Annotated in this window: 18 protein-coding genes; 8 read left to right on the top strand and 10 right to left on the bottom strand. The window is 69.8% G+C overall.

Annotation, left to right across the window (positions count from 1 at the left end):
- Window positions 1-20: 20 nt before the first annotated feature.
- From HF024_RS18510 to HF024_RS18555, 9 genes are all read right to left on the bottom strand, one after another.
- Window positions 21-836, bottom strand: coding sequence for a carbohydrate ABC transporter permease (locus HF024_RS18510; RefSeq protein WP_168690579.1), 816 nt, complete (start codon window positions 834-836; stop codon window positions 21-23).
- On the bottom strand, window positions 829-1,839 hold the full coding sequence (locus HF024_RS18515; protein ID WP_168690580.1) for a sugar ABC transporter permease: 1,011 nt from the start codon (window positions 1,837-1,839) through the stop codon (window positions 829-831). The genes HF024_RS18510 and HF024_RS18515 overlap by 8 nt, the downstream gene beginning before the upstream one ends.
- Entirely contained in the window at window positions 1,836-3,050 is a 1,215-nt protein-coding gene (locus HF024_RS18520) for an ROK family transcriptional regulator (protein WP_168690581.1), read from the bottom strand. The genes HF024_RS18515 and HF024_RS18520 overlap by 4 nt, the downstream gene beginning before the upstream one ends.
- A gap of 188 nt (window positions 3,051-3,238) precedes the next feature.
- Window positions 3,239-4,288, bottom strand: a complete 1,050-nt coding sequence (locus tag HF024_RS18525; protein ID WP_168690582.1) for a P1 family peptidase — start codon at window positions 4,286-4,288, stop codon at window positions 3,239-3,241.
- A complete protein-coding gene (locus HF024_RS18530) occupies window positions 4,285-5,829 on the bottom strand; it encodes a serine hydrolase domain-containing protein (RefSeq protein WP_168690583.1) in 1,545 nt (514 codons plus the stop codon). Before HF024_RS18530 ends, HF024_RS18525 begins: the two co-directional genes overlap by 4 nt.
- Window positions 5,826-7,724: a membrane dipeptidase gene (locus HF024_RS20055; protein ID WP_348770466.1), complete on the bottom strand. Its 1,899-nt coding sequence runs from the start codon at window positions 7,722-7,724 to the stop codon at window positions 5,826-5,828. The genes HF024_RS18530 and HF024_RS20055 overlap by 4 nt, the downstream gene beginning before the upstream one ends.
- Window positions 7,721-8,611, bottom strand: a complete 891-nt coding sequence (locus tag HF024_RS18545) for an aminodeoxychorismate lyase (protein WP_168690584.1) — start codon at window positions 8,609-8,611, stop codon at window positions 7,721-7,723. Before HF024_RS18545 ends, HF024_RS20055 begins: the two co-directional genes overlap by 4 nt.
- Before the next feature lie 13 nt (window positions 8,612-8,624).
- Complete coding sequence (gene menC, locus HF024_RS18550) at window positions 8,625-9,749, bottom strand: o-succinylbenzoate synthase (RefSeq protein ID WP_168690585.1); 1,125 nt, start codon at window positions 9,747-9,749, stop codon at window positions 8,625-8,627.
- Window positions 9,746-10,582: a GNAT family N-acetyltransferase gene (locus HF024_RS18555; protein ID WP_168690586.1), complete on the bottom strand. Its 837-nt coding sequence runs from the start codon at window positions 10,580-10,582 to the stop codon at window positions 9,746-9,748. Before HF024_RS18555 ends, menC begins: the two co-directional genes overlap by 4 nt.
- Before the next feature lie 110 nt (window positions 10,583-10,692).
- Here HF024_RS18555 and HF024_RS18560 point away from each other — a divergent pair, with 110 nt between their 5' ends.
- Complete coding sequence (locus tag HF024_RS18560) at window positions 10,693-11,862, top strand: M20/M25/M40 family metallo-hydrolase (RefSeq protein ID WP_247597197.1); 1,170 nt, start codon at window positions 10,693-10,695, stop codon at window positions 11,860-11,862.
- 14 nt (window positions 11,863-11,876) lie between these two features.
- Here the strand turns inward: HF024_RS18560 and HF024_RS18565 are convergent, their stop codons facing one another.
- A complete protein-coding gene (locus HF024_RS18565; RefSeq protein ID WP_168690587.1) occupies window positions 11,877-13,022 on the bottom strand; it encodes a C39 family peptidase in 1,146 nt (381 codons plus the stop codon).
- Between the two features lie 320 nt (window positions 13,023-13,342).
- Here HF024_RS18565 and HF024_RS18570 point away from each other — a divergent pair, with 320 nt between their 5' ends.
- From HF024_RS18570 to HF024_RS18600, 7 genes are all read left to right on the top strand, one after another.
- Window positions 13,343-15,199: an ABC transporter substrate-binding protein gene (locus tag HF024_RS18570; protein ID WP_168690588.1), complete on the top strand. Its 1,857-nt coding sequence runs from the start codon at window positions 13,343-13,345 to the stop codon at window positions 15,197-15,199.
- 69 nt (window positions 15,200-15,268) lie between these two features.
- Window positions 15,269-16,309 carry an ABC transporter permease gene (locus tag HF024_RS18575; RefSeq protein WP_085368352.1) on the top strand — a complete coding sequence of 347 codons (1,041 nt, stop codon included), beginning with the start codon at window positions 15,269-15,271 and terminating at the stop codon, window positions 16,307-16,309.
- Window positions 16,306-17,226, top strand: coding sequence for an ABC transporter permease (locus HF024_RS18580; protein ID WP_085368353.1), 921 nt, complete (start codon window positions 16,306-16,308; stop codon window positions 17,224-17,226). The genes HF024_RS18575 and HF024_RS18580 overlap by 4 nt, the downstream gene beginning before the upstream one ends.
- The gene (locus tag HF024_RS18585; protein ID WP_085368354.1) at window positions 17,226-18,878 is read left to right on the top strand and encodes an ABC transporter ATP-binding protein; all 1,653 of its coding nucleotides are present in this window, start codon (window positions 17,226-17,228) and stop codon (window positions 18,876-18,878) included. The genes HF024_RS18580 and HF024_RS18585 overlap by 1 nt, the downstream gene beginning before the upstream one ends.
- Window positions 18,875-19,843 carry an LD-carboxypeptidase gene (locus HF024_RS18590; protein WP_168690589.1) on the top strand — a complete coding sequence of 323 codons (969 nt, stop codon included), beginning with the start codon at window positions 18,875-18,877 and terminating at the stop codon, window positions 19,841-19,843. Before HF024_RS18585 ends, HF024_RS18590 begins: the two co-directional genes overlap by 4 nt.
- Window positions 19,840-20,694 (top strand): serine hydrolase, encoded by an 855-nt coding sequence (locus HF024_RS18595; protein WP_168690590.1) that lies wholly within the window; start codon window positions 19,840-19,842, stop codon window positions 20,692-20,694. Before HF024_RS18590 ends, HF024_RS18595 begins: the two co-directional genes overlap by 4 nt.
- Window positions 20,691-21,503: a serine hydrolase gene (locus tag HF024_RS18600; protein WP_210723987.1), complete on the top strand. Its 813-nt coding sequence runs from the start codon at window positions 20,691-20,693 to the stop codon at window positions 21,501-21,503. The genes HF024_RS18595 and HF024_RS18600 overlap by 4 nt, the downstream gene beginning before the upstream one ends.
- Window positions 21,504-21,532: the final 29 nt, after the last annotated feature.

Genomic DNA, 21,532 nt, shown 5'->3' on the forward strand with positions numbered 1-21,532 from the left:
TGATGGAGGTGATGGCGCGGCTATTTCAGGCCGGTGCCGGCGACGCCCTGGACGATGTACTTCTGGGCGAAGAGGTAGAGCGCGAACATCGGGATGATGCTGACGACCGAGCCGGCCATGAGCACGTCCCACTGGGTGGAGTACTGCCCCTGCAGGCTCGACAGCGCCACCGGGAGCGTCTGCATCAGCGGGTCGCGCAGGATGATGAGCGGCCAGAGGAAGCTGTTCCAGGTGTTCAGGAAGCCGAACACCGCGAGCGTGGCGAGCGCCGGGCGCACCAGGGGGAGCACGATCTGGAAGAACACCCGGAAGTGGCCGGCCCCATCCAGCGTGGCCGCCTGGTCGAGCTCGTACGGGACCGTGCTGATCGCCTGCCGCAGCAGGAACACCCCGAAGGCCGACGCGACGGTGGGCAGGATGGCGCCCGCATACGTGTTGATGAGGCCGAGCGACTTCATCTCCACGAACAGCGGCACGATGAGCACCTGGAACGGGATCATCATGGTCGCCAGGTAGAGCACGAAGATCGCACCGCGGCCGCGGAACGGCATCCGGGCGAACACGTACGCCGCCATCGAGCTGGTGACCAGCTGGAACAGCGTGCTCACCACGGCGATCACCAGGCTGTTGACGATGACCTGCCCGAACGGCACCCGCTGGAACAGCTCGGCGTACGGCGCGAACGACGGGTTGTCCGGGATGAGCTTGGGCGTGCTGGTGAGGCTCGCGCCCGGGCTGATCGACGTGACGATCGTCCAGACGAACGGGAACACCATGATCAGCGCGCCCAGGATGACGGCCGTGTACAGCGACACTTTCGCGACGGGACTACGCATAGTTCACCCACTTCTTCTGGCCGAGGAACTGGATGAGCGTGACGATCAGGATCACGATGAACAGCAGCCAGGAGAGCGCGGACGCCATGCCGGCCTGCCCGTAGCGGAAGGTGAGGTCGTAGACCTGCTGCACCACGACGCGGCTCGAGTTGTTCGGTCCGCCGCCCGTCATCACGAACACCTGGTCGAAGACCTGGAAGCCGTTGATGAGGGAGAGCACGATGACGAAGAAGGTGGAGGGGGAGAGCATCGGGAGGGTGATGCTGAACAGCCGCCGCCACCATCCGGCGCCGTCGATCTCCGCTGCTTCGTAGAGGTCGGGGTTGATGGTCTGCAGCCCGGCCAGCAGGATGACCATGACGAAGCCGAGGTCCTTCCACGCCGAGGCCAGGATGATCGACGGCATCGACCAGGCGGGGTCCGCCCACCAGCCGGGCCCGTCGATCCCGATCAGCGACAGCGCCCAGTTGACGATGCCGACGCTGGGGTTGAGCAGCCAGCGCCAGACCAGCGCGACGACTACCCAGCTGGTGACCACCGGCAGGAAGTAGACGCCGCGGAGGAACGCGCGCCCCTTGATCCTGCTGTTGAGCGCGAGGGCCAGGCCCAGACCGCCGACGTAGACGAGCGGCAGGTAGCCGACGATGTAGTAGAGCGTGTGCAGGAAGGCCTGCTGCGTGCCGGGGTCGCTGACGAGGGTGGCGTAGTTGTCGAAGCCGACCCACTTCATCGGGCCGATCAGGTTCCACTCGTGGAAGCTCGTCCACGCGGCGGCGATCATCGGGCCGATGGTGAAGGCCAGCAGCGGGATGAGGCTCGGCAGCAGGAAGATCGCGACGATGAGGAAGTAGGAGAGGCGCTTCCTGCCTGGCCGGCGACCGGGGCGGCTGCTGCTTCCGCGCCCGCCGGACGGGGTGCGCGCGGCCCGCCGGCCGTCTGCTCCGCTCGCAGCACCGGATGCGCTCGGCGGCGCCCCGACCGGGCTGATGCCCGAGACGGTCATGGCCGCACCCCCGCGCTCGACACCAGACGCTCGCGCATCAGGCGTCCCTGCTCTCCCGCCACCCCGTGGGTATCGAACGGGGTCGCGAGCACGAGCGCCGCTGCGCCCTGCGCCCAGCGGTCGTCCTGCCAGGTCTCGACGGCCACCTCGACCCCGCGCTTGCCGGGGACGAGGGATGCGCGCAGTGCGGGCTCGAACGACGGCGACCAGTGGTCCCACGCCTCTACGCCCTCGCCGAGGATCACGACGAGCTCGGGGTCGAGCATGTTCACCACACCGGCGAGCGTGCGCCCGAGCAGCCGGCCGGCGTCGTCGAACACGCGCACGGCCGCGGCGTTCCCGGCGTCTGCTGCTTCGCGCACATCCCGGATGTCCGCGCCGTCGTTCACGACGCCGTCCCGCACGGCGGTGGCGACCAGCGCACTCTCCCCCACGAACGCTTCGAGGCAGCCGTGGTTACCGCACTGGCAGAGCGGGCCGCCCTCCGCGACGGGAATGTGGCCGATGTCGCCTGCTCCGCCGGCCCTGCCGCGCAGGATCGAGCCGCCGGACACGATGCCGGCCCCGACGCCGGTGCCGATGGTGACCACCAGGAAGTCGGCGCAGTCGCGCCCCTGCCCGAACAGCCGCTCGGCGACGCTGAGCGCGTTGACGTTGTTCTCGACGACGACGGGCAGGTCGAGCGCCCGGCGGAGCGACGCGCCGAGCGGCACCTGGTTCCAGCGCAGCTGGGTGGAGTCCACGACGCCGATCCCCTGCTCGTCCACAGTGCCGGGGATGCCGACGCCGATGCCGAGCAGCCGGTTGTCCCCTCCCGCCTCGATGAAGGTGCGGGCGAGTTCGATGAGCGCGGAGGTCGCGAGCGGCGACATCGCGTCGAACGGCTCGGTGGCCGAGCGGAGCACGGAGCCGTCGATGCCCACCTCCACGAACGCGACGTGATCGGCGACCACCTTGACCCCGATGGCGCAGGCGGTGCGGGCGACGACGCCGAGCATCCTGGCCGGGCGTCCCCCGCCCTGCGAGGTGGAGGTGTCGAGCTCCTCGATGAGTCCCTCCGCGAGCAGGTCGCGGGTGAGCTGGGTGACGAGAGCGGGCGAGACGCCGAGCATGCGCGCCAGGTCGGCGCGAGAGGCCGGCCCCTGGCCGCCGAGGCGGGCCAGGATCGCCGTGCGGTTCACGTCGGTGCGTGAGGGAGATGTGAGCGCCATTGCATCCTTTTCTTCAGAACTAAATAAACCATAAAAGATAGTTGTGAAGACGTCAAGAACGGGATGCGCGGAGCGCCGAGAAGAGAGGCCCGACGAGGGAGAAAAGGGGAGAGGGCCGGAGAGGCAGAAAGAAGAGCGGCGGGCTGCCGGCCGTTGTCGCCAGTCGCAGCCCGCCGATTATGAAGACTCTATACGTTCGAATCCATGACGCGGACGACGCCGGCCGCGGCGAGCCGCTCGCGCACCGCCGGCAGCGGGATGGCGTGAGCGATGTGGCCGTCGGCGTGGGACTGCGTGGTCGCGGCGAGGAGGGAATTCACGAGGGCCTCCTCGACCGCATCCATCGTCGCCTGGAACAGCGGAGAGAGCAGGGCGTCGTCGGGCGGCGCGGCCTGGCCGACGGAGAACGCGATGGCGTAGTCGCCGCTGCCCTGGGCGAAATCGGCTCCCACGCCCCGCATCGCGAAGACGGCACGCCGGGCGCCGCGGGCGAGCTGCCGTGCGTCGAGCGGCGCGTCGGTCGCGACGACGATCATGCACGAGTTGCCGACGGTCTCCGCGGTCGGGCCGGGGACGAGCTCTGCTGACGGCATCGGGACACCCGCGATCGAGAGCGTTCCGCTGAAGTTCGATTGCACGACCGCGCCGACGGTGTGCCGGGCGTCTCCCACAGTCACCGTCCTGGACGAGGTGCCGATGCCGCCCTTGAAACCGAGGGCGACGGTGCCCGACCCGGCGCCGACGCTGCCCTCGGCGACGGGACCGGAGGTGGCCGACGCGAGCGCCTCCTCGACGTGCTGCGTTCCGAGGGGACGGGAGCGGATGTCGGAGAGGAAGCCGTCGTTCGTCTCGCCGACGACGGGGTTGAGGGTCGTGGTCGTCTCGTAGCCGGGTCGCGACAGCATGTGCCCGAGGAGGGCGTCGGCGACCCGGTACGCGGAGAGCGTGCTGGTGAGGAGGATGGGCGTCTCGATGGCGCCGAGCTCCTGGAGCTGTGTCGCGCCGACGAGTTTGCCGTAGCCGTTCCCGACGGCCAGACCGGCGGGAATCCACCGCCGGTCAGCGCCGATGACCTCGGGGACGATCGCGGTCACGCCGGTGTTCAGCCGGTCGGTGTGGACGGTGGAGTGGCCGACGAGGACGCCGGGCACATCGGTGATCGCGTTGTGCCGCCCACGGGGATGGGGGCCGAGGGTGACGCCGAGATCCGCGAGGCGGAGACGGGGCTGCGCCGTCATCGCGCACCCTCCCGTTCGACCTGGTGGTGGTCGGTCACGCGCGCGGCCTCGTCGCGCGGCTTGCGTCCACCCTCCCCGGCCACCTGGATCGTGAACTCCTGCACGACGGGCTCGCGCAGGCCGACGAGGTGCACGTCGCACACGAGGGCGCCGCGCTCGCACGGGACGACCCAGCGAAGCGCCGAACGATCGGCGGCGGCGACGATGCGGTCGGCGAACGGCGCCGCGTCCGCCCGGATGGGCCCGACCTCGGCGAGCGCGGCAGCGAGCCGTTCTGCGCGCACGCTCTCCGGCACATCCAGCAACACGTTGGAGGCGAGAATGCCCGCCGCGTCGGAGAGGGGACGGTCGGCGGCGACGAGCTCGTCGATCCGGCGGGCCGCATCCAGTGTCTCCGGCCAGGGGCGCACGACGGCCGCAGGCGCATCCACACGGGTGAGCACGTCGGTGAGGACGTCGGTGGCGATGCGGCCGGCACCGAAGGCGTCCGAGTTGCCGAAGACGACCACGCCGATGCCGGTGGCCGGCTGCCAGCGCATGTGCGACGAGAATCCGGGGAGACCCCCGGCGTGCTGCACGATGCGGCCGAAGCGCCTGTCGTGCTCGACCACCAGGCCGTAGCCGTATCCGAGGCCGTCGAGCTCGCGCCCGACCGAGGGCGCTCCAATGGGGATCAGGGTGCGCGCCGTCTGCAGCTCCCGCCGGGAGGACGCACTCAGCACGGTGGTGCCGTCGGCGTCGGCGGTCTTGGCGTCGAACGCCGAGCCGAGGAAGCCTGCCCACACCGCGATGTCCCGCACGGTGCTGAACAGGCTGCCGATGCAGGCCAGCGCGCCGGAGCCGACGTATGGTTCCGGCGCGAACGTCGCTCCGTCGTCGAAGGTGCGGAACCCGCCGGCGAGGTCGCTGCCGGCCGGATAGAGGTCGGCAGCGGCGCGGGTGTCTGTGAGTCCGAGCGGATCGAGCATCCGCTCGCGCACCACCGCCTCGACCTCGCGCCCGGTGACGGCCTCGATGGCCCGGCCGATGAGCGAGATCCCGATGTTGGAGTACTGGTACTCGGTGCCCGGCTGGGTGGACGGCGTCAGCCCGGCGGCGACGACGGCCGCCAGTTCCGCTCGGGATGCGCCGAGCCGGCGGTCCCCCCACGCGTTGTCCTCGGCGAGGCCGGCCCGGTTCGACAGGAGTGCGTCGAGCGTGACCAATGCATCCCCCGCGTGCGCAGCGGCGAGTTCGGGGATGTACTCGGTCGCCGGCGCGTGCAGGTCGAGCAGGCCGTCGTCGCGCAGCGCGAGGGCGGTGGCCCCGAGGAAGCTCTTCGACATCGACGCGATCCGGAAGACGGTGCTCTCCGCGGTCGCGGCACCGTCGCGGCGCGGCTGGCCGTGCGTGCTCACGGCGACGACGCGGCCCCGGTGCACGACAGCGGCAATGGATGCGGGTGCCCGCCGCAGCGTGGGCGTGTCGAGTCGCGCGGCGAGCGCGTCCCGGGCGTGAGAGACGAGGTCGGCGAGCGCTGAGCCCTCGGCATCGCCGGTCATCGGGCCGTCCGCTCCCGCGCGAAGCTGTGCACGTGGTCGGCGAAGCCGCTGACGAGTGCGTGACTGGCCTGCGTGTTCTCCTCGTCCACGCCACGCGCCTCCTCGATCAGCTCCGCCACGGGGCGGTCGCCCGGCGCCGGGGTGGTCGGCTCCTTCCAGCGCAGCAGGTCGTGCGCGCCGACCTCCGGGTGGAACTGCAGCCCGTAGACGCGCTCGCCCAGCCGGAACGCCTGAATGTCCACGGCGTCGCTCGACCCGAGCAGCACAGCGGCGGGCGGCAGCTCCGTGATCATGTCCTGGTGGTTCTCGATCATCGGCGCCGACGAGCCGAGTCCGCCGATGACGCGATCAGCGCGACCGGCGTCCGAGGTCGAGATGACCGTCGCCCCTCGCTCCTTCGGCCCGAAGGCCGCGCGCACCTCCCCGCCGGCGACATGGGCGAGGATCTGACCGCCGAGACAGATGCCCAGTGTCGGCAGGTCGGCGTCGATGGCCTCGAGCGCGAGAGCGCGCTCCTGCGCGAGCCACGGAGCGCGCGCATCGTCGTCGGGCATCAGGCCACCACCGAGCATCACGAGCCCGGCGTACCCGTCGAGGCTCTCCGGCAGACCGTCGGTTCCGAGCACCGGCTCGACGACGATGCCCTGCTCCTCGAGCCACCGGCCGAGGCGGCGAGGAGCCGACTCCTTCGCGTTGACGACCACGAGCACCCGCGGGGCAGCATCCGGTTCGCGCGGTTGCTGCGCATCCCGAGCTGCCGCATCCCGCGCAGCCGCATCCCGCGCCGCTGCATCCACCGCCGTCGCTTCCCGCGCCGCTGCATCCACTGCCGGGGTCAGCGCAGCGGCCCGCGGGGGCGGCGCCGAACCGTCCAGGAAGGCGAGGTGGTCCGGGTCGGACGCTTCGAGCACGCGCAACACGTTCTCGTGGGCCAGCGCCGTGAGCTCTTGCTCCGACCAGCCGCGCGTGCGCAACTCGTCGAGGAGGTCCTGGTAGCGCGAGACGTCCCCGAGTCCGGCCGGCATGGAATCGGTGCCGTCGTAGTCCGCGCCGAGGCCGACCGCGTGGACGCCCGCGATGTCGCGCACATGCTCGATGTGGTCAGCGACGTCCGCGATGCCGACCGGCGGCGCCTCCCCCTGCTCGCCGCCGCGCACCCACGCGGCGCGAGCCGGGGACAGGAACGACGGGACGAACGCCACCATCACCACACCGCCGACCGCGCCGATCGCGGCCAGCACGTCGTCCGGAACGTTGCGCGGATGGTCGCACAGCGCGAGCGCACAGGAATGGCTCACCATGACCGGGCGCGTGGAGACCGCCAGGGCGTCGCGCATCGTGGATGGCGCGACGTGCGCGAGATCGACCACCACACCGATGCGGTTCATCTCGCGCACCACCTCACGACCGAAATCGGTCAGGCCGCCGTGGCGCGCCTCGTCGGTGGCGGAGTCCGCCCAGTCCGTCGTGCGCGACCACGTCAGCGTGACGTACCGTGCCCCGAGGCGGGCGAACTGCCGGAGAACCGCCAGCGAACCGTTGAACTGGTCGCCGCCCTCCACGCCGATCAGCGACGCGATGCGGCCATCGGCCATCGCCGCGCGCACGTCGTCCGCCGTGCGCGCGAACCGCAGCTGCTCCGGATAGGCCTGCACCAGCCGGTGGACGAAGTCGATCTGCTCCAGCGTCGCGGTCACCTGCTCCGCCCCCTGCAGCACAGGGTCGACCCAGACCGACCAGAACTGGCCGCCGACCCCGCCGGCCGCGAGGCGTGGGAGGTCGGTGTGGAGGTCGGGGCAGGACGCATCCAGTGCGGCGACCGTGTATCCGTGGTGCTCGCGACGAGCCCAGGCGAGGTCGTTGTGGCCGTCGACGACGGGGATCTTCGCTGTCATGCCGTCCGCTCGTTCAGTGCGTCGTTCATCCGGTCGGTGGCGTGCGCGTCGACGGGCACCGGAGTGCCGTCGAGGGAGCGCACGGGGGCGGCGCCGCGCGTGCTGGAACACAGCCAGACGGCGTCGGCCGCGCGGAGCTCTGCGACGTCGATGACGCGGGTCTCGACCGGATCGCCCCCGGACGACAGCGCAGAGAAGACGTCGGCCTGCGTGGTGCCCGGCAGCACCCCCAGCTCGGCGGGCGGCGTCACGTAGACACCTCCGATCCTGGCGATGACCGTGGAGTTCGGGCCTTCGAGAACGTAGCCGTCGCTGCTGACGAAGATCACATCCTGGGCTCCGCGGCGTCTGGCCTCGCGCAGGGCGGCCATGTTGACCGCATACGAGAGGGTCTTCGCGCCCTGCAGCAGCCACGGGGACGTCTGCGCGACGTCGTGTCGGTAGCCGCGGTCGAGCAGCACAACATCCACCTCCGGAGTCGTTCCTCCCGGGCGGCTGTCCGGGGCGAAACCGATGGCCCAGCCGGTCGGCACCGGCACGACGGCCTCCCCCGCCTCGTCGCCTCGCGACATCACGAACTTCACGGCTCCCCGCGCGGTGTGCTCGCGGAGCTCGTCGGCTGCCGCCAGGACGGCGAGTCTCCACAGGTCGCGGCGCGGCGCAGGAAGGTCGAGCATGGCGGCCGACCGCTCGAAGCGGTCGAGGTGCGCGTCGAGCGCCTGCGGGACACCGTCGACCACGACCACCGTCTCGAAGACGCCGTCGCCGCGCGTCGCCGAGAGGTCTGTGGCCGTCAGGAGGGCGGAGCGCGGGTCGATGCTGGTCAGGCAGTCCGCCGCCTGGGCGTCGGAACCGAGGTCCAGGCGGTGCAGAGTGAGCGTCATCATGGTGTCCTCCTGATCAGCCGGCCGCGGCCGAGACGTCGAGCGTGCGAGACGCGTTCTGCATCACCCAGTCCACGTCCACCTCGTGGCCGATGCCCGACTCGGTCGGCACCTGCACGATTCCGGCCGTGGCGACGACGGGCGGCACGATCACGTCGCGCGCGTAGTACTTGTCGGAACCGGACACGTCCGAGGGCAGCGTGAAGTTCGGCAGCGAGGAGATGGCGACGTTCGCCGCCCGCCCCACCCCGAACTCGTGCATCCCGCCGCACCAGACTGGGATGCCCGCATCCCGGGCAACGTCGTGGGCGGTCCTGGCCGCCGCGAGCCCGCCCATCCTGGACACCTTGATGTTGAGCACCCGTCCCGCGTCGAGCGCGAGCATGGTGTGCAGATCGTCGACGGCCACGACCGACTCGTCGAGGCAGACCGGGGTGTCGATGACGGCCTGCAGGCGCGCGTGCGCGACGAAGTCCCGCGGGGCGAAAGGCTGCTCGATCATCGTCAGGCCGTGGCCGTCGAGGGCCAGCATCACCGCAGTGGACTCCTCCGACTCCCGGTACGCGCCGTTGGCATCGACATGCAGATCCAGCCCGGGATGCACGGCGCGGACCGCGCGGACGGGCTCGACGTCCCATCCTGGCGCGATCTTGAGCTTCACGCGCTTGTACCCCGCATCCACCTGGCGGGCGACCTGCGCGAGGAGTTCGTCCACCGTCGACTCGATGCCGAGCGAGACGCCGGCCTCCACCGCAGCGCGCGTCCCGCCGAGCTGCGACGAGAGCGAGCGGCCGGTCGAGCGCGCGAACAGGTCCCAGCCCGCGATGGAGAAGCCGGCCTTGGCGAACTCGTGACCCCGGATGCGCCCCCACGACGCCTCCAGTTCCTCGGGCGTCTCCCAGGTGACCCCGAGAACGGCGGGCACGAGGTAGCGCTCCGCGATGCTCCACGCGGTGTGCGTGGTCTCCGACCCGTAGTACGGGTCGGAGGGGGTGGCGATCTCGCCCCAGCCGACCCGGCCATCCGCGTCCGTCGCCTCGACGAGAAGGTGGTTGAGCCCCGTCTTGCGGTGCGAGCTCGTCTCGAAGCTGTGGACGAGGGGAAGGGTCACATCGAACAGGCGCAATCGGTCGATTCTCATACGGAGGGCTCCTTGCCGGAATCGGGGTGGGACGGACGTTCGACGGCGAGATAGACGGCTGTGGACGGATCGACGCGCACGCAGGAGACGAGGACAGCTCCGCTGCCGATCAGAGTAGCCAGCGACTGACGCACGTTCGCGCGCAGCAGGTCATGTGATGCACGCTCCTCTCCGTCGTCGGAGACGGCGGGCGCCTGCGCGGGCACGGCGAGCCAGGCGGCCTCCTCGACGGAGCCGTCCCGGCGGGAGAGCGGCCCGTGGACGACGCGGCCCCAGTCGGCGCGGCCGAGAGCGGGCGGCTCGACACGGCGCAGGTCGTCGAACGGGTCGTCGTCACGCGTCAGCCGCCACTCGACCACCACTCGATCCGTGCCCGCCCTGCCGTAGTAGTCGGGCACGAACCCGACACCCTCTGCACCGAGCGAGGTGAAGTTGAAGTGGGCGTTCCTCGAGAGCACGGGATCGAATGTCCAGCGCATCGTGCGGTGCCCCCACCCGAGCGCCACATCGCGCTGACGCTCTTTGAGCATCCGGCCGACGCCTTCGCCCTGGTGCGCCGCATCCACCACGGCCGCCTGCGAATAGTGGAAGTCACGGCCCCGAGCGTCGCGCCCGGCGAAACCGTACGCGAATCCGATCAGCTCGTCGTCGGCCGTGCGCACGCCGACCGCGGACCCTCCGTTGCGCGCGAGAGCGCTGAGAAGATTGGGGTTGAGCGAGAACTCGGGACGCTCGTAGCCGAAAACGCGGGTGTACAGAGCCGCGGCCGCGCGGAACTCCTCGCCGGAACTCAGCGTCTCCGCGCGAAGCGAGGAAAGGGAAGCCTGGGGCACGATACGTTTCCTATGTTTGGTCGCACGAGGCGTGGACCGCCAGGTTATCGCTCCGATAGCGCCCGATCAAGCAAACGATATGATTCGTAAAACAAGCGACAGGAGTCGGCGTGACGCACGAGGTGAACGACGAAGCAGGTGAGACCCTCGCCCGGTTGGAGCGCCTCGCGCGGATCGAATCGCCCTCCTTCGACGCGGGCGCGAGCGAGCGCATGACGAGTCTCCTCGCCGAATGGTGGGATGCAGCGGGCGCCGACGTGCGCATCGAGACGTCGGAGGCCGGCGCCAACCTCGTCGCCGACCTCGAGGGCGTCGGCGAGCCCCTTCTGCTCGTCGGCCACTCGGACACGGTCTGGCCGCACGGCGCGATCGAGGATCAGGTGCCGTGGTCCGTGGACGGCGACACCGTGCGCGGCCCAGGCGTCTACGACATGAAGAGCGGGCTGCTCGTGATGCTCGCGGCCGCCGAGCGCCTGCGAGGACGCCCCCACCGGAGCGTGCGCGTCGTGATCGTGTGCGACGAGGAGGTCGGCTCGCCCACCACGCAGGCGCTGCTCCTGTCGTGCGCCGATGGCGTTTCCGGTGCCATCGGCTTCGAGTCCCCGCATCCGGACGGAGCGCTGAAGGTGGGGCGGCGCGGCAGCACCCGGGTGGGCCTGACGGTTCGCGGACGCGCTTCCCATGCCGCGCTCGACCCGGACGGGGGCATCTCGGCCATCGACGAACTCGTCGACCAGCTGGTGGCGGTCAGGGGCATCGTCGCCGACGCGTCTCAGCACTCGGAGGTGCTCTGCAACGTCGGGACGATCGCGGGCGGCGGGCGGGCGAACGTCGTCCCCGCGGAAGCCGAGGCGGAGATCGGCCTGCGGTTCTTGGACGGCCAGACGGAACACGCCGTCCTCGAGGCGCTGCGCACTCTCTCCCCGGTGCGGAGCGGCGCCGTGGTCGAGACGACGCTGCGCAGCCACCGTCCTGCGTGGAGCCCGTCTGCCGCAGACGGCGACCTGCTGTCGGCGATCGCGGCCGCGGGGGCGCGTGTCGGGCAGACGGTCACCGGCAGGCCGGCGAGCGGGGCAGGGGACACGAATCTGCTCGGGAGCCTGGGCATCCCGACGGTCGATGGCTTCGGCCCCCGGGGCGGCGGCGCTCACGCGGTCGACGAGCGGGTGTCGCTCCGTTCGCTCGGCGAACGGATCGACCTCCTCACGGCGGTGCTCGGCGGTCCGGAGCTCGCGGCCATCGCACCCCGCGCGCCTCACACGCCTCACGCCGGGGACTGACCGCCGCGCTCCCGTCACCACTCCCCCTCCGCGCTCGGAGGGAGGGTGTGACCACGCGGCACGATCAGGTAGACGGTGCGGCGACTGTGCGACCAGGCATCGTCGAACGCACGGCGGGGGTAGGTGCGCAGCCCGGCATCTCCGCCGGGGTTCGACGGGTCGGCCACCAGCACATCCCCGTCGGCGTCGAAGCCGCGGATCACGAGCAGGTGACCCGGGGTGTCGTAATCGGCCCCCGGCAGCTCGCCGGGCGCGAACGAAATCGACGCCACGAGCGGAATCCCCGCATCCGTCAGCGTGCGGGCCGAGCGCAGGGACGACAGCCTCGTCACCAGGGCATCGAAGCCGAGCGCTCCGGCGAGAGCGACGTTGAACGACCAGTTGCCCGTCCCGTCGTATGCCGCGTCGTACACGGCCCGCGCCACCCACGGGATGCGCGGGTCGGCTCCGGCCGGAACGTCAGCCGATCCAGCGGCCGGGATGCGGGCACCCCAGGCGCCCGCGATCATGGTGAGCGAGGTCGGAGAACACCACGCGGGACCTCCACCGCCGAGGTGGGCGCGGGCGGGGTACGCCCGCTGGGACAGCGACTGCACGGCCGAAGCGGCGCCGACCATTCCTGCCTCGGCCGGGCCGGGAGTCGCGTCCGGTGCCGACGCTGAGGCTGAGGCTGGCGCGCCACCATCCGGTGCGCTGAAGCTCACCGCGGCCAGGCGCAGCGCATCCCTGGATGCGGCGCGCTCGCCCTCCCGGCCTTCACCCTGGCCTTCGTGGCCGAGCGTGATGCGCAGCTGCACCGCGTCGAACGAGCCTGCGCTCCCTGCCGTCAGAACGTCGGTCTCCATCGTCGGCGCCCCGGACGTAGCGCCGGCTGCGCCTCCCGGCGCCGCGCTACTGCGCCGGCCGATGTCGCCCCACAGAGCGACGGTCTGCCAGGGATGCCAGCGTTCGCCGGCCGTGCGCGCACGGAGCTCGACGACAGCGGTCGCGTCCGGGTCGAGGTTCCACGAGGCGACGGCCTGGTCGGCGCCCGCGTCGCCCGCCCAAGCCGGTGCGAGCACATTCGACGTCCATTGACGGCCCGTCCATCCCTCGTCCGTTTCGGCGCGCACCAGGCTGGTGCGCCACTCTGATGCGTCGGCCTCCAGTGTTCCTGGCATCGCTCCTCCTCGCCCGAATGGATTATCCGGTACGCATCATCCTCCACCAGCAACCGATATGGACGAATATCGGTTTCAGCGTGAATAGGCAATTTGCACACGATTTGCGCGCTGAAACGCATCCCGATGGGCACTTTGCGGTGCGAGGGAGTGCGATTGTGCACATTATCGGCAAACCCACCCTTAACCGCGCCACCCGCATGGCGTTACGAATTCATTAACATCTGTCACGAATACGTTGACCAGGACGTGCTCCATGCTGTTCCATTACTGCAACCCTCGTGGTCCTGCTCTGGACCTCGGCCGATGGAAGGACTCCCATGCGCACCAGGCACCGCAAACATCTGATCCGAGCGCTGTCATTCGTTGCAGCAGCAGCGATCATCGCCGCGCCCGCCGGCGCAGCGAACGCGGCGGAGCCGCACAGTGTCCAGGCCGCCGACCCCACCTCGTCCCCGACGTCCGGCAAAGATGCCAAGACGATGAGGATCGCGACCTCCGGGTTCGTCGACAGCTTCAACCCCTGGACCTCGATCTATCTGCTCCCGACCAACCTCTTCCGCTACATGTACGAGAACCTGGTGCAGAACAGCGACGTCGACGGCTCGCCGACGAAGGGCCTCGCCGACCACTGGAAGGTCGAAGAGGGCGGCAAGAAGTGGGTGTACACCCTGCAGGACGGTCTCACCTGGTCCGACGGGAAGGCCATCACCTCGGCCGACGTGAAGTACACCTTCGATCAGATGATGACCAACCCCGACCTCGCCGTCGCCAACGGCAATTTCCTCGCCAACTTCTCCGACGTGAAGGCGCCGGACGCCAAGACCGTCGTCATCGATCTCAAGGCGCCGCAGGCTCCGAACCCCGGCATCGAGGTCCCGATCCTCCCCAAGCACGTCTGGGAGAAGATCTCCGACCCCGCCACGTACGCGAACGACAAGGACGTCGTCGGCTCCGGACCGTTCCTGCTGGAGAGCTACAAGGCCAACCAGTTCATCACCATGAAGGCCAACCCGAAGTTCTGGAAGGGCGCCCCGAAGATCGACACCATCCAGTACGTGTACTACACGAACTCGGATGCGCAGGTTCAGGCCCTCCGCTCCGGCGACGTCGACTTCGTGACCGGCCTCACCCCCACCCAGTACCAGGCGCTGAAGGGCGCGGAGGGGATCACCGAGCACTCGGGGATCGGCCGCCGGTTCTCGTCGCTCAGCTTCAACTCCGGCGTCAAAACCGTCGACGGCCAGCCGTTCGGAAACGGGAACCCGGCCCTGCAGGACGTGAACGTGCGTCAGGCCATCCGGATGGGCACCGACACCAAGACCCTGCTGTCGAAGGTGCTCAACGGCCTCGGCAACCCCGGCACGAGCTTCATCCCGTCCTCGTACCCGCAGTGGACGCTGCCCACGGACGACTCGGCCGTGAAGGCACTCGCATACAGCCCGGACAAGGCCAAGGCCAAGCTCGACGCCGCCGGCTGGAAGGTCGGAGCGGACGGCATTCGCGTCAAGGACGGCCAGCGCCTCTCGCTCCGCCTCTTCGTGGACTCGACGGACCCGCAGGAGCAGACGGTCGCGCAGTACTTCCAGCCGTGGATGAAGACGATCGGCATCGACATCCAGCCGATCTCCACGGACTCCGACACGATCAACGCCGACACGCTGAAGGGCAACTACGACATCTACTTCAGCGGCTGGAGCGTCGGACCCGACCCGGACTACCAGCTCAGCATCAACACCTGCTCGAGCCTGCCGACCAAGACCGACGGCACCGGCGCGACCTCGCAGGATGGCTGGTGCAACCCGGAGTACGACAAGCTCTACAAGGAGCAGCAGACCGAGACGGACGCCAAGAAGCGTGAAGCCATCGTCCAGAAGATGCTGCAGCTCAACTTCACGGACACCGCGCAGATCGTGTACTGGTATGCCAACGGGCTCGAGGCCTACCGCTCCGACCGGTTCACCGACTTCCGGATGATGCCGGCGAAGGGCGGGATCATCGCCAACCAGTCCGGCTACTGGGGCTTCATGGACGTCGCACCCGTCGGAGACGGCGCGAGCAGCGACTCCGGCCCCAACGTCGGCCTCCTCGTCACGGGTGGGGTGATCGTCCTCATCGTGATCGGTGCGATCATCTTCTTCGTGGTGCGCCGACGCTCGAGCGCCGACGTCGAATAGTCGACCGGGTGGCCGCGGCGGACTCCCGTCGCGGCCACCGCTCTCCCGTCGCGTCAGAAGAGAAGGCATATGAGCAACGCAACCCCCGTCACAGAGGCGGTGATCCTCGAGGAAAAAGGCGAGGCGACCGTCCGCAGCGCCCCAGCGCTGAAATACGCGCTGAACAAGATCGGCGGAGCGGCGATCAGCCTCGTGATGGTGATCATCCTCGGGTTCTTCGCCTTCAAGATCCTGCCGGGCGACCCGGTCGCCGCGATGGCGCGCGAGCACCCGATGACGTCCGAGCAGATGGCGCAGCTGCGCGAGCAGCTCGGCCTCGACAAGCCGCTCTGGCAGCAGTTCGGCGAGTACATCGGCAACGTCGTCACTCTCAACTTCGGCCAGAGCTACGTCTACAAGCAGAGCGTCGCATCGCTCATCGGCGAATACTTCTGGAACACCATCCTGCTCACCGGAACCTCGGCGATCCTGGCCATCGCCCTCGGTCTCTGGCTCGGCCAGAAGGCGGGCTGGCGACCGGGTTCGATGTTCGACAAGGTCACCACGGGCACCTCGCTGGTGCTGTGGTCCGTGCCGACGTTCTGGCTCGCGCTGATCCTGCTCATGGTGTTCGGCGGAACCCTGCACTGGTTCCCGACCGGCGGCATGACGTCGCCGAACCCTCCGGACGATCCGCTCGGCATGGTTCTCGACGTGGCGTCGCACATGGTGCTGCCGGTGATCACGATGGTCGCCGTCGTCTACGCCCAGTACGTGATGGTGATGCGCGCATCCGTGATGGAAGAGAAGAGCGCCGACTACCTGGTCACCGCGCGCGCCAAAGGGCTGAAGGATGACGACCTCCGCCGTCGCCACGCCGTCCCGAACGCGCTGCTGCCGACCGTGACGCTGGTCTTCATGCACATCGGCGGGCTGATCGCCGGCGCCGTCACCGTCGAGACCGTCTTCTCCTGGCCAGGACTCGGCAAGCTCACCTACCAGGCGATCCAGGGACCGGATCTTCCGCTCCTGCAGGGAACGTTCGTGGTCTTCTCGGCCATCATCATCGTCATGAACCTCGTCGCGGACTTCGTGTACCGTCGGCTCGACCCGAGAGTGAGGCGCGGATGAGCGGCACCACCACCGCAACCGCACGGCGTTCGCCCCGCAGCATGGCGTGGGCCAGGCGAAGGGACGCGTTCGGCAGCTTCTGCCGGGAGTTCTCGCACAGCCGCGCCGGAATGGCCGGGCTGATCTTCCTCGTCGTCGTGATCCTGCTCGCGCTCCTCGCCCCGGTGCTCGCGCCGTCGTGGATGCTCGACGTCACCAAGCTCCTCGACCAGCCGCGGTTCGCGCCGCCGTCGATCGCGCATCCACTGGGCACAGACGACCAGGGGCGCGAACTGTGGGTGCGGATGATCTGGGGAGCGCGGGTCTCGCTGCTCGTCGGCTTCGCCGCCACCGCCGTGTCGATGATCATCGGCACCATCGTCGGCATCGCGGCCGGCCACTTCACCGGCTGGACCGGCGGCCTGCTGATGCGCATCATCGACTTCTTCCTCGTGCTGCCGTCGCTCATCCTCGCGATCGTCCTCTCGTCCGTGCTCTCGCGCGGCGTCTGGACGATCGTGATCGCCATCGGGCTCACCTCCTGGGCGGGGACCGCGCGCGTGGTGAGGGCGCAGACCCTCTCCGTGGAGTCGCGCGACTACATCGAGCGGGCCAGGGTGCTCGGCGCCGGGCACTGGCACATCATCGTGAAGCATCTGCTCCCCGCCGTGCTGCCGCTCGTGCTGGCGAACACGACCCTCACCGTCGGGTCGGCGATCATCGCGGAGTCCACCCTGTCGTTCCTCGGGCTCGGCGACACCACTCTCCAGTCGTGGGGCTCGGTCCTGAAGAACTCGATGGATGTGTCGGCCGCGACGGCGGGCTACTGGTGGTACATCCTCGTGCCCGGCATCGCGATCGTCCTGGTCGTCCTCGCCTTCACCCTCATCGGCCGCGCCGTCGAGACCATCGTGAACCCGACGCTGAGGAGCCGCTGATGCCCGACCTGACCTTCGACGACGTCAGCATCACCTACCGCACGGCGGGACGCAACGACGAGGGCGAGATCGCCGCGGTCAAGAGCGTGTCCCTGCAGCTGCCCACCGGCGGCACCCTCGGGATCGCCGGCGAGTCTGGATCGGGCAAGTCGACCCTCGCCATGAGTGTGCTGCGGCTCCTGCCCGCAAACGCCAGGCTGGACGGCCGCGTGCTGATCGGCGACACCGACATCGCCGACCTGCGGTTCGGCGAGCTGAGGGCCCTGCGCTGGGCGGAAGCATCCATCGTCTTCCAGGGCGCGATGCACTCCCTCAACCCCGTGCGCACGGTCGGGCAGCAGATCGTCGAGGCGCTCGAACTGCACGTCTCCGAGGCCTGGCGCACCGACAAGGCCCGCAAGGCGCGCGCGCTCGAACTGCTGTACGCGGTCGACCTGGCACCCGCGAAGGCGGAGGCCTACCCGCACGAATTGTCCGGCGGCCAGAAGCAGCGCGTCATGATCGCGATGGCGCTCGCCTGCGAGCCGGACATCATCATCGCCGACGAACCGACGACGGCCCTCGATGTGATCGTGCAGAAGCAGATCCTGGACATGATCAGCACCCTGGTCTCCGAGCGCGGCATCTCGATGCTGATGATCAGCCACGACCTCTCCGTGCTCGCCACCGCCTGCGAGCGGATCGCGATCATGCGCGACGGCGAGCTCGTCGAAGTGGGCGACGGATACGAGGTGTGCACGAATCCGCAGCACCCGTACACGCGTCAGCTGGCCGAGGCGTTCCCGACCATCGGCGACCCCGCGTCCAGGCTCAACCCGGTGACCCGCCGCGCGGACGCGGTCACGGTCACCGACAGATCGCGCGTCCTCTCGGACGAGGTGGTGCTGGAAGCGCGCGGGGTCACCGTCACGTATCACGGGCGCGGCAAGCCACTCGCGGCCGTCAAAGACGTGAGCCTGAGCCTCCGGCGCGGCGAGATCCTCGCGCTGGTCGGGCAGTCGGGGTCGGGCAAGACCACCCTGGCCCGCACGATCGTCGGGTTGCAGCGGGCGGACGACGGCTCGACCATCCGGTTCCGTGGCAAAGACATCCCGCACCGGGGACGCGCGCTGCGCGAGTTCCGCAGCGAGGTGCAGATGGTCCTGCAAGACCCGTCGGCAGCACTGAACCCCAAGATCAGCGTCTACGAGTCCGTCGCCGAGGGCCTGCGCGTGCAGCGCTTCCAGGGCGACGAGCAGGAGCGCGTCGCGCAGAGCCTCGCCGATGCCGAACTGCTCCCGCCGGAGCGTTTCTTCCGCGCCATTCCGCAGGAGCTGTCCGGTGGTCAGCGCCAGCGCGCGGTGATCGCCGGTGCGCTGGCGGTCGGTCCGCAGCTGCTGGTCGCCGACGAACCGGTCGCGTCGCTGGACGCCTCGGTGCGTGGCGAGATCCTGGCGCTGCTGCTCTCGCTGCGCGACAGGCTGGACCTGAGCGCACTGGTCATCACGCACGACCTCGGGCTGGCGTGGAACATCGCCGACACTGTCGCCGTCATGTACGAGGGCGCCCTCGTGGAGTACGGACCGACGGAGCAGGTGCTCCTCGATCCGCAACACCCGTACACGCGCAGGCTGCTCGCTGCCGCGCCGAGCATCGAGCGGAGGCTCGCATGAGCACGTCGGCCCTCGCGGTGGACAGGTCCGCGTACCTCGACACGGCGCCGCTGAAGCCGGGCGACCGCGTGCGGTTCGTGTCGCCGTCCGGACTGGGAAGTGCAGAGAGCCTCGAGCGCGCGGTCGGTTACTACCGCGACTGGGGGCTCGACGTGGTGGTCGGCGAGCACGTGCTCGACCCGCATCCCCACGCGAGCTACCTCGCCGGGCCGGACGACGGGCGCCGCCAGGACCTGGTGGATGCGTGGATGGACCCCGACGCGGACGCCGTGGTGTGCATCCGGGGCGGCTACGGGGCGATGAGGCTGCTCGACGGGCTCGACTGGGAGCAGCTGCGGGATGCGGCTCTGCGGCGCGACGGACGGCCGAAGCTCCTCACGGGCTCCTCCGACATCACCGCCCTGCACGAAGCGTTCCGGGTGAACCTGGATGTGCCGACGCTGTTCTGCCCGATGGTTGGGAACGACGTGTTCCGCGACTCCGAATTCGTGCGCGACGACGTGCGCAGTTGGTTGTTCGAGTCGTGGCGGGGACGCGAGATCGTCGGGCCGAAGACGTCGGTGCTCGTGCCCGGTGTCGCCGAAGGGCGGTTCACGGGAGGCAACCTGAGTCTGCTGGCCGGTGCGATGGGAGCGCGGGAGTCGCTCGACCGGCCGGGCGGCATCCTGTTCCTCGAAGACGTGGACGAGCAGAAGTACCGGATCGACGGATTCCTCGTGCAGCTCGGTCGCGCGGGACGGCTGGCGGACGCATCCGGGATCGTGCTCGGATCGTGGGACAACTGCGGCGACCTGGACGCCATCCGGGAGCTCGTGGACGAGCTGCTGCCCGGCCTCGGCGTGCCCGTGCTGTGGGAGCAGGGCTTCGGGCACGACCCCAACGCGCTCAGCATCCCGCTCAACGTGGACGGTGCGCTGGTCGCACAGCCGGACGCGATCCGGCTGACGGTGGGGGCGTCGCTGTGACGGCGGTTGCGCTGCCCGAGCTCGACCCGCGGGTGCGGTGGTCGATCTGCGTCGTCGACGCTGGCAGCGGCAGCGGCAGCGGCAGCGACGGCAGCGGCGGCGTCCTCGCGGCGCACGAGCCGCACGTCGTCTGCGAGACGGCGAGCGTCGGCAAGGTGTTCCTGCTGATCGAGGTGGCGCGCAGGCTGGAGGCCGGGGAGCTCGACCCCGGCCAGCGCATCCAGATCCCCGAGGAGCATCGCGTGGCAGACTCCGGACTGCTGTACCGGATGCGCGACCAGCGTGTGACCGTGGAGGACGCCGCGCTGCTCGTCGGCGCGGTCAGCGACAACCTCGCCACCAACGCGCTCCTGTGGCTGTGCGGGCTGGACACCGTGCGCGCGGTCGCGCCGTCGCTCGGCTTCACCGACACGTCGCTGCACGACTTCATCCGCAACGAGCGAACGCCCGACCTGCCGTGGACACCGTCGTACGGCACGGGGGCAGAGCTCGCGGAGCTCATGCGTCGCCTCGGCTCCGGCGACGTCGTCTCGCCCGCCGTGAGTGCGCGCGTGCTGGACTGGCTGGCCGCCGACGTCGACACATCCATGGTCGCCGATGCGCTCCTCCTCGACCCTCTCGCACACGTCGATGACGAGTATCAGGGCATGATCCTGCGCCACAAGACGGGGAGCACGTCGTTCGCCCGCATCGACATCGGACACCTCTCCGGCCCGGCCGCCACCGTCGCCTACGCGGTCGCGGCGAACTGGAAGGACGCGGCAGACGATCTACGCGCGCCCGTCCTCGCGGCCATGCACGCCATCGGCGAGCAGCTGCGCGCGCACGTCACCGGAATCCCCGCCTCGTGAGCGTGCCGTTCGCCGAGCTGGAGCAGGAACTGCCCGGCCTCCGGTTCTCCGCGCTCGCCGTCGACATCGACTCGGGCGAGACTCTGTTCCGTCACCGGCCGGACGTCGTGCTCGACACCGCCAGCGTCGGGAAGGTGTTCCTGCTGCACCGGCTGCTCACCGAAGTGGATGCGGGCACCCGCTCCCTCGACGAGCGCGTCACCCGGCGTCCATCCGAATGGATGGACAACTCCGGGCTCTGGTACCTGCTGCAGGCCGACACGCTGTCCCTCTACGACGTGGCCGCGCTGATCGGGGCCGTCAGCGACAACGCGGCGACGAACACGCTCTGCCGGGTGATCGGCCTTCCCACAGTGCAGGAGCACACCCGCGCCATCGGCTACGAGCACTCCGGTCTCGATGACATCGTCCGCTGGCCGCTGCCTCCCGGCGCCCCGCGCACGCTCTCGCACGCGAACGCCGACGAGCTCGTGCGCTTCGTCACCCGCACCGCGCAGGCCACCGACCTCAGCCCGGCCTCCTCCGACACGCTGCAACGCTGGCTGGGCGCCGGGATGGACCTGTCGATGGTGGCGTCCGCGTTCGGCCTCGACCCGCTCGCGCACTACCTCTTCGATCGCGGCGTGTGGCTGTGGAACAAGACGGGCACCATCTCCACGGTGCGTGCGGACACCGGCCTCGTGATGACCCCCGACCGACGCGTCGCATACGCGGTGCTCGCCAATTGGCAGCGCGGCTCCGACGTGCGCGACCGGGTGCTCTCCGCCATGCGCACCGCGGGGGATGAACTGCGGAGGAATCTCCTGTGATACTGCTCCTATGTCGTCAGAAGGGCGCG

It is taken from the genome of Leifsonia sp. PS1209 (assembly GCF_012317045.1).
Classification (GTDB): Bacteria; Actinomycetota; Actinomycetes; order Actinomycetales; family Microbacteriaceae; genus Leifsonia.

Coding starts and splice junctions, on each gene's coding strand:
- HF024_RS18510 (WP_168690579.1), bottom strand. CDS start 836: ATGCGTAGTCCCGTCGCGAAAGTGTCGCTGTACACGGCCGTCATCCTG.
- HF024_RS18515 (WP_168690580.1), bottom strand. CDS start 1,839: ATGACCGTCTCGGGCATCAGCCCGGTCGGGGCGCCGCCGAGCGCATCC.
- HF024_RS18520 (WP_168690581.1), bottom strand. CDS start 3,050: ATGGCGCTCACATCTCCCTCACGCACCGACGTGAACCGCACGGCGATC.
- HF024_RS18525 (WP_168690582.1), bottom strand. CDS start 4,288: ATGACGGCGCAGCCCCGTCTCCGCCTCGCGGATCTCGGCGTCACCCTC.
- HF024_RS18530 (WP_168690583.1), bottom strand. CDS start 5,829: ATGACCGGCGATGCCGAGGGCTCAGCGCTCGCCGACCTCGTCTCTCAC.
- HF024_RS20055 (WP_348770466.1), bottom strand. CDS start 7,724: ATGACAGCGAAGATCCCCGTCGTCGACGGCCACAACGACCTCGCCTGG.
- HF024_RS18545 (WP_168690584.1), bottom strand. CDS start 8,611: ATGATGACGCTCACTCTGCACCGCCTGGACCTCGGTTCCGACGCCCAG.
- menC (WP_168690585.1), bottom strand. CDS start 9,749: ATGAGAATCGACCGATTGCGCCTGTTCGATGTGACCCTTCCCCTCGTC.
- HF024_RS18565 (WP_168690587.1), bottom strand. CDS start 13,022: ATGCCAGGAACACTGGAGGCCGACGCATCAGAGTGGCGCACCAGCCTG.
- HF024_RS18570 (WP_168690588.1), top strand. CDS start 13,343: ATGCGCACCAGGCACCGCAAACATCTGATCCGAGCGCTGTCATTCGTT.
- HF024_RS18575 (WP_085368352.1), top strand. CDS start 15,269: ATGAGCAACGCAACCCCCGTCACAGAGGCGGTGATCCTCGAGGAAAAA.
- HF024_RS18580 (WP_085368353.1), top strand. CDS start 16,306: ATGAGCGGCACCACCACCGCAACCGCACGGCGTTCGCCCCGCAGCATG.
- HF024_RS18585 (WP_085368354.1), top strand. CDS start 17,226: ATGCCCGACCTGACCTTCGACGACGTCAGCATCACCTACCGCACGGCG.
- HF024_RS18590 (WP_168690589.1), top strand. CDS start 18,875: ATGAGCACGTCGGCCCTCGCGGTGGACAGGTCCGCGTACCTCGACACG.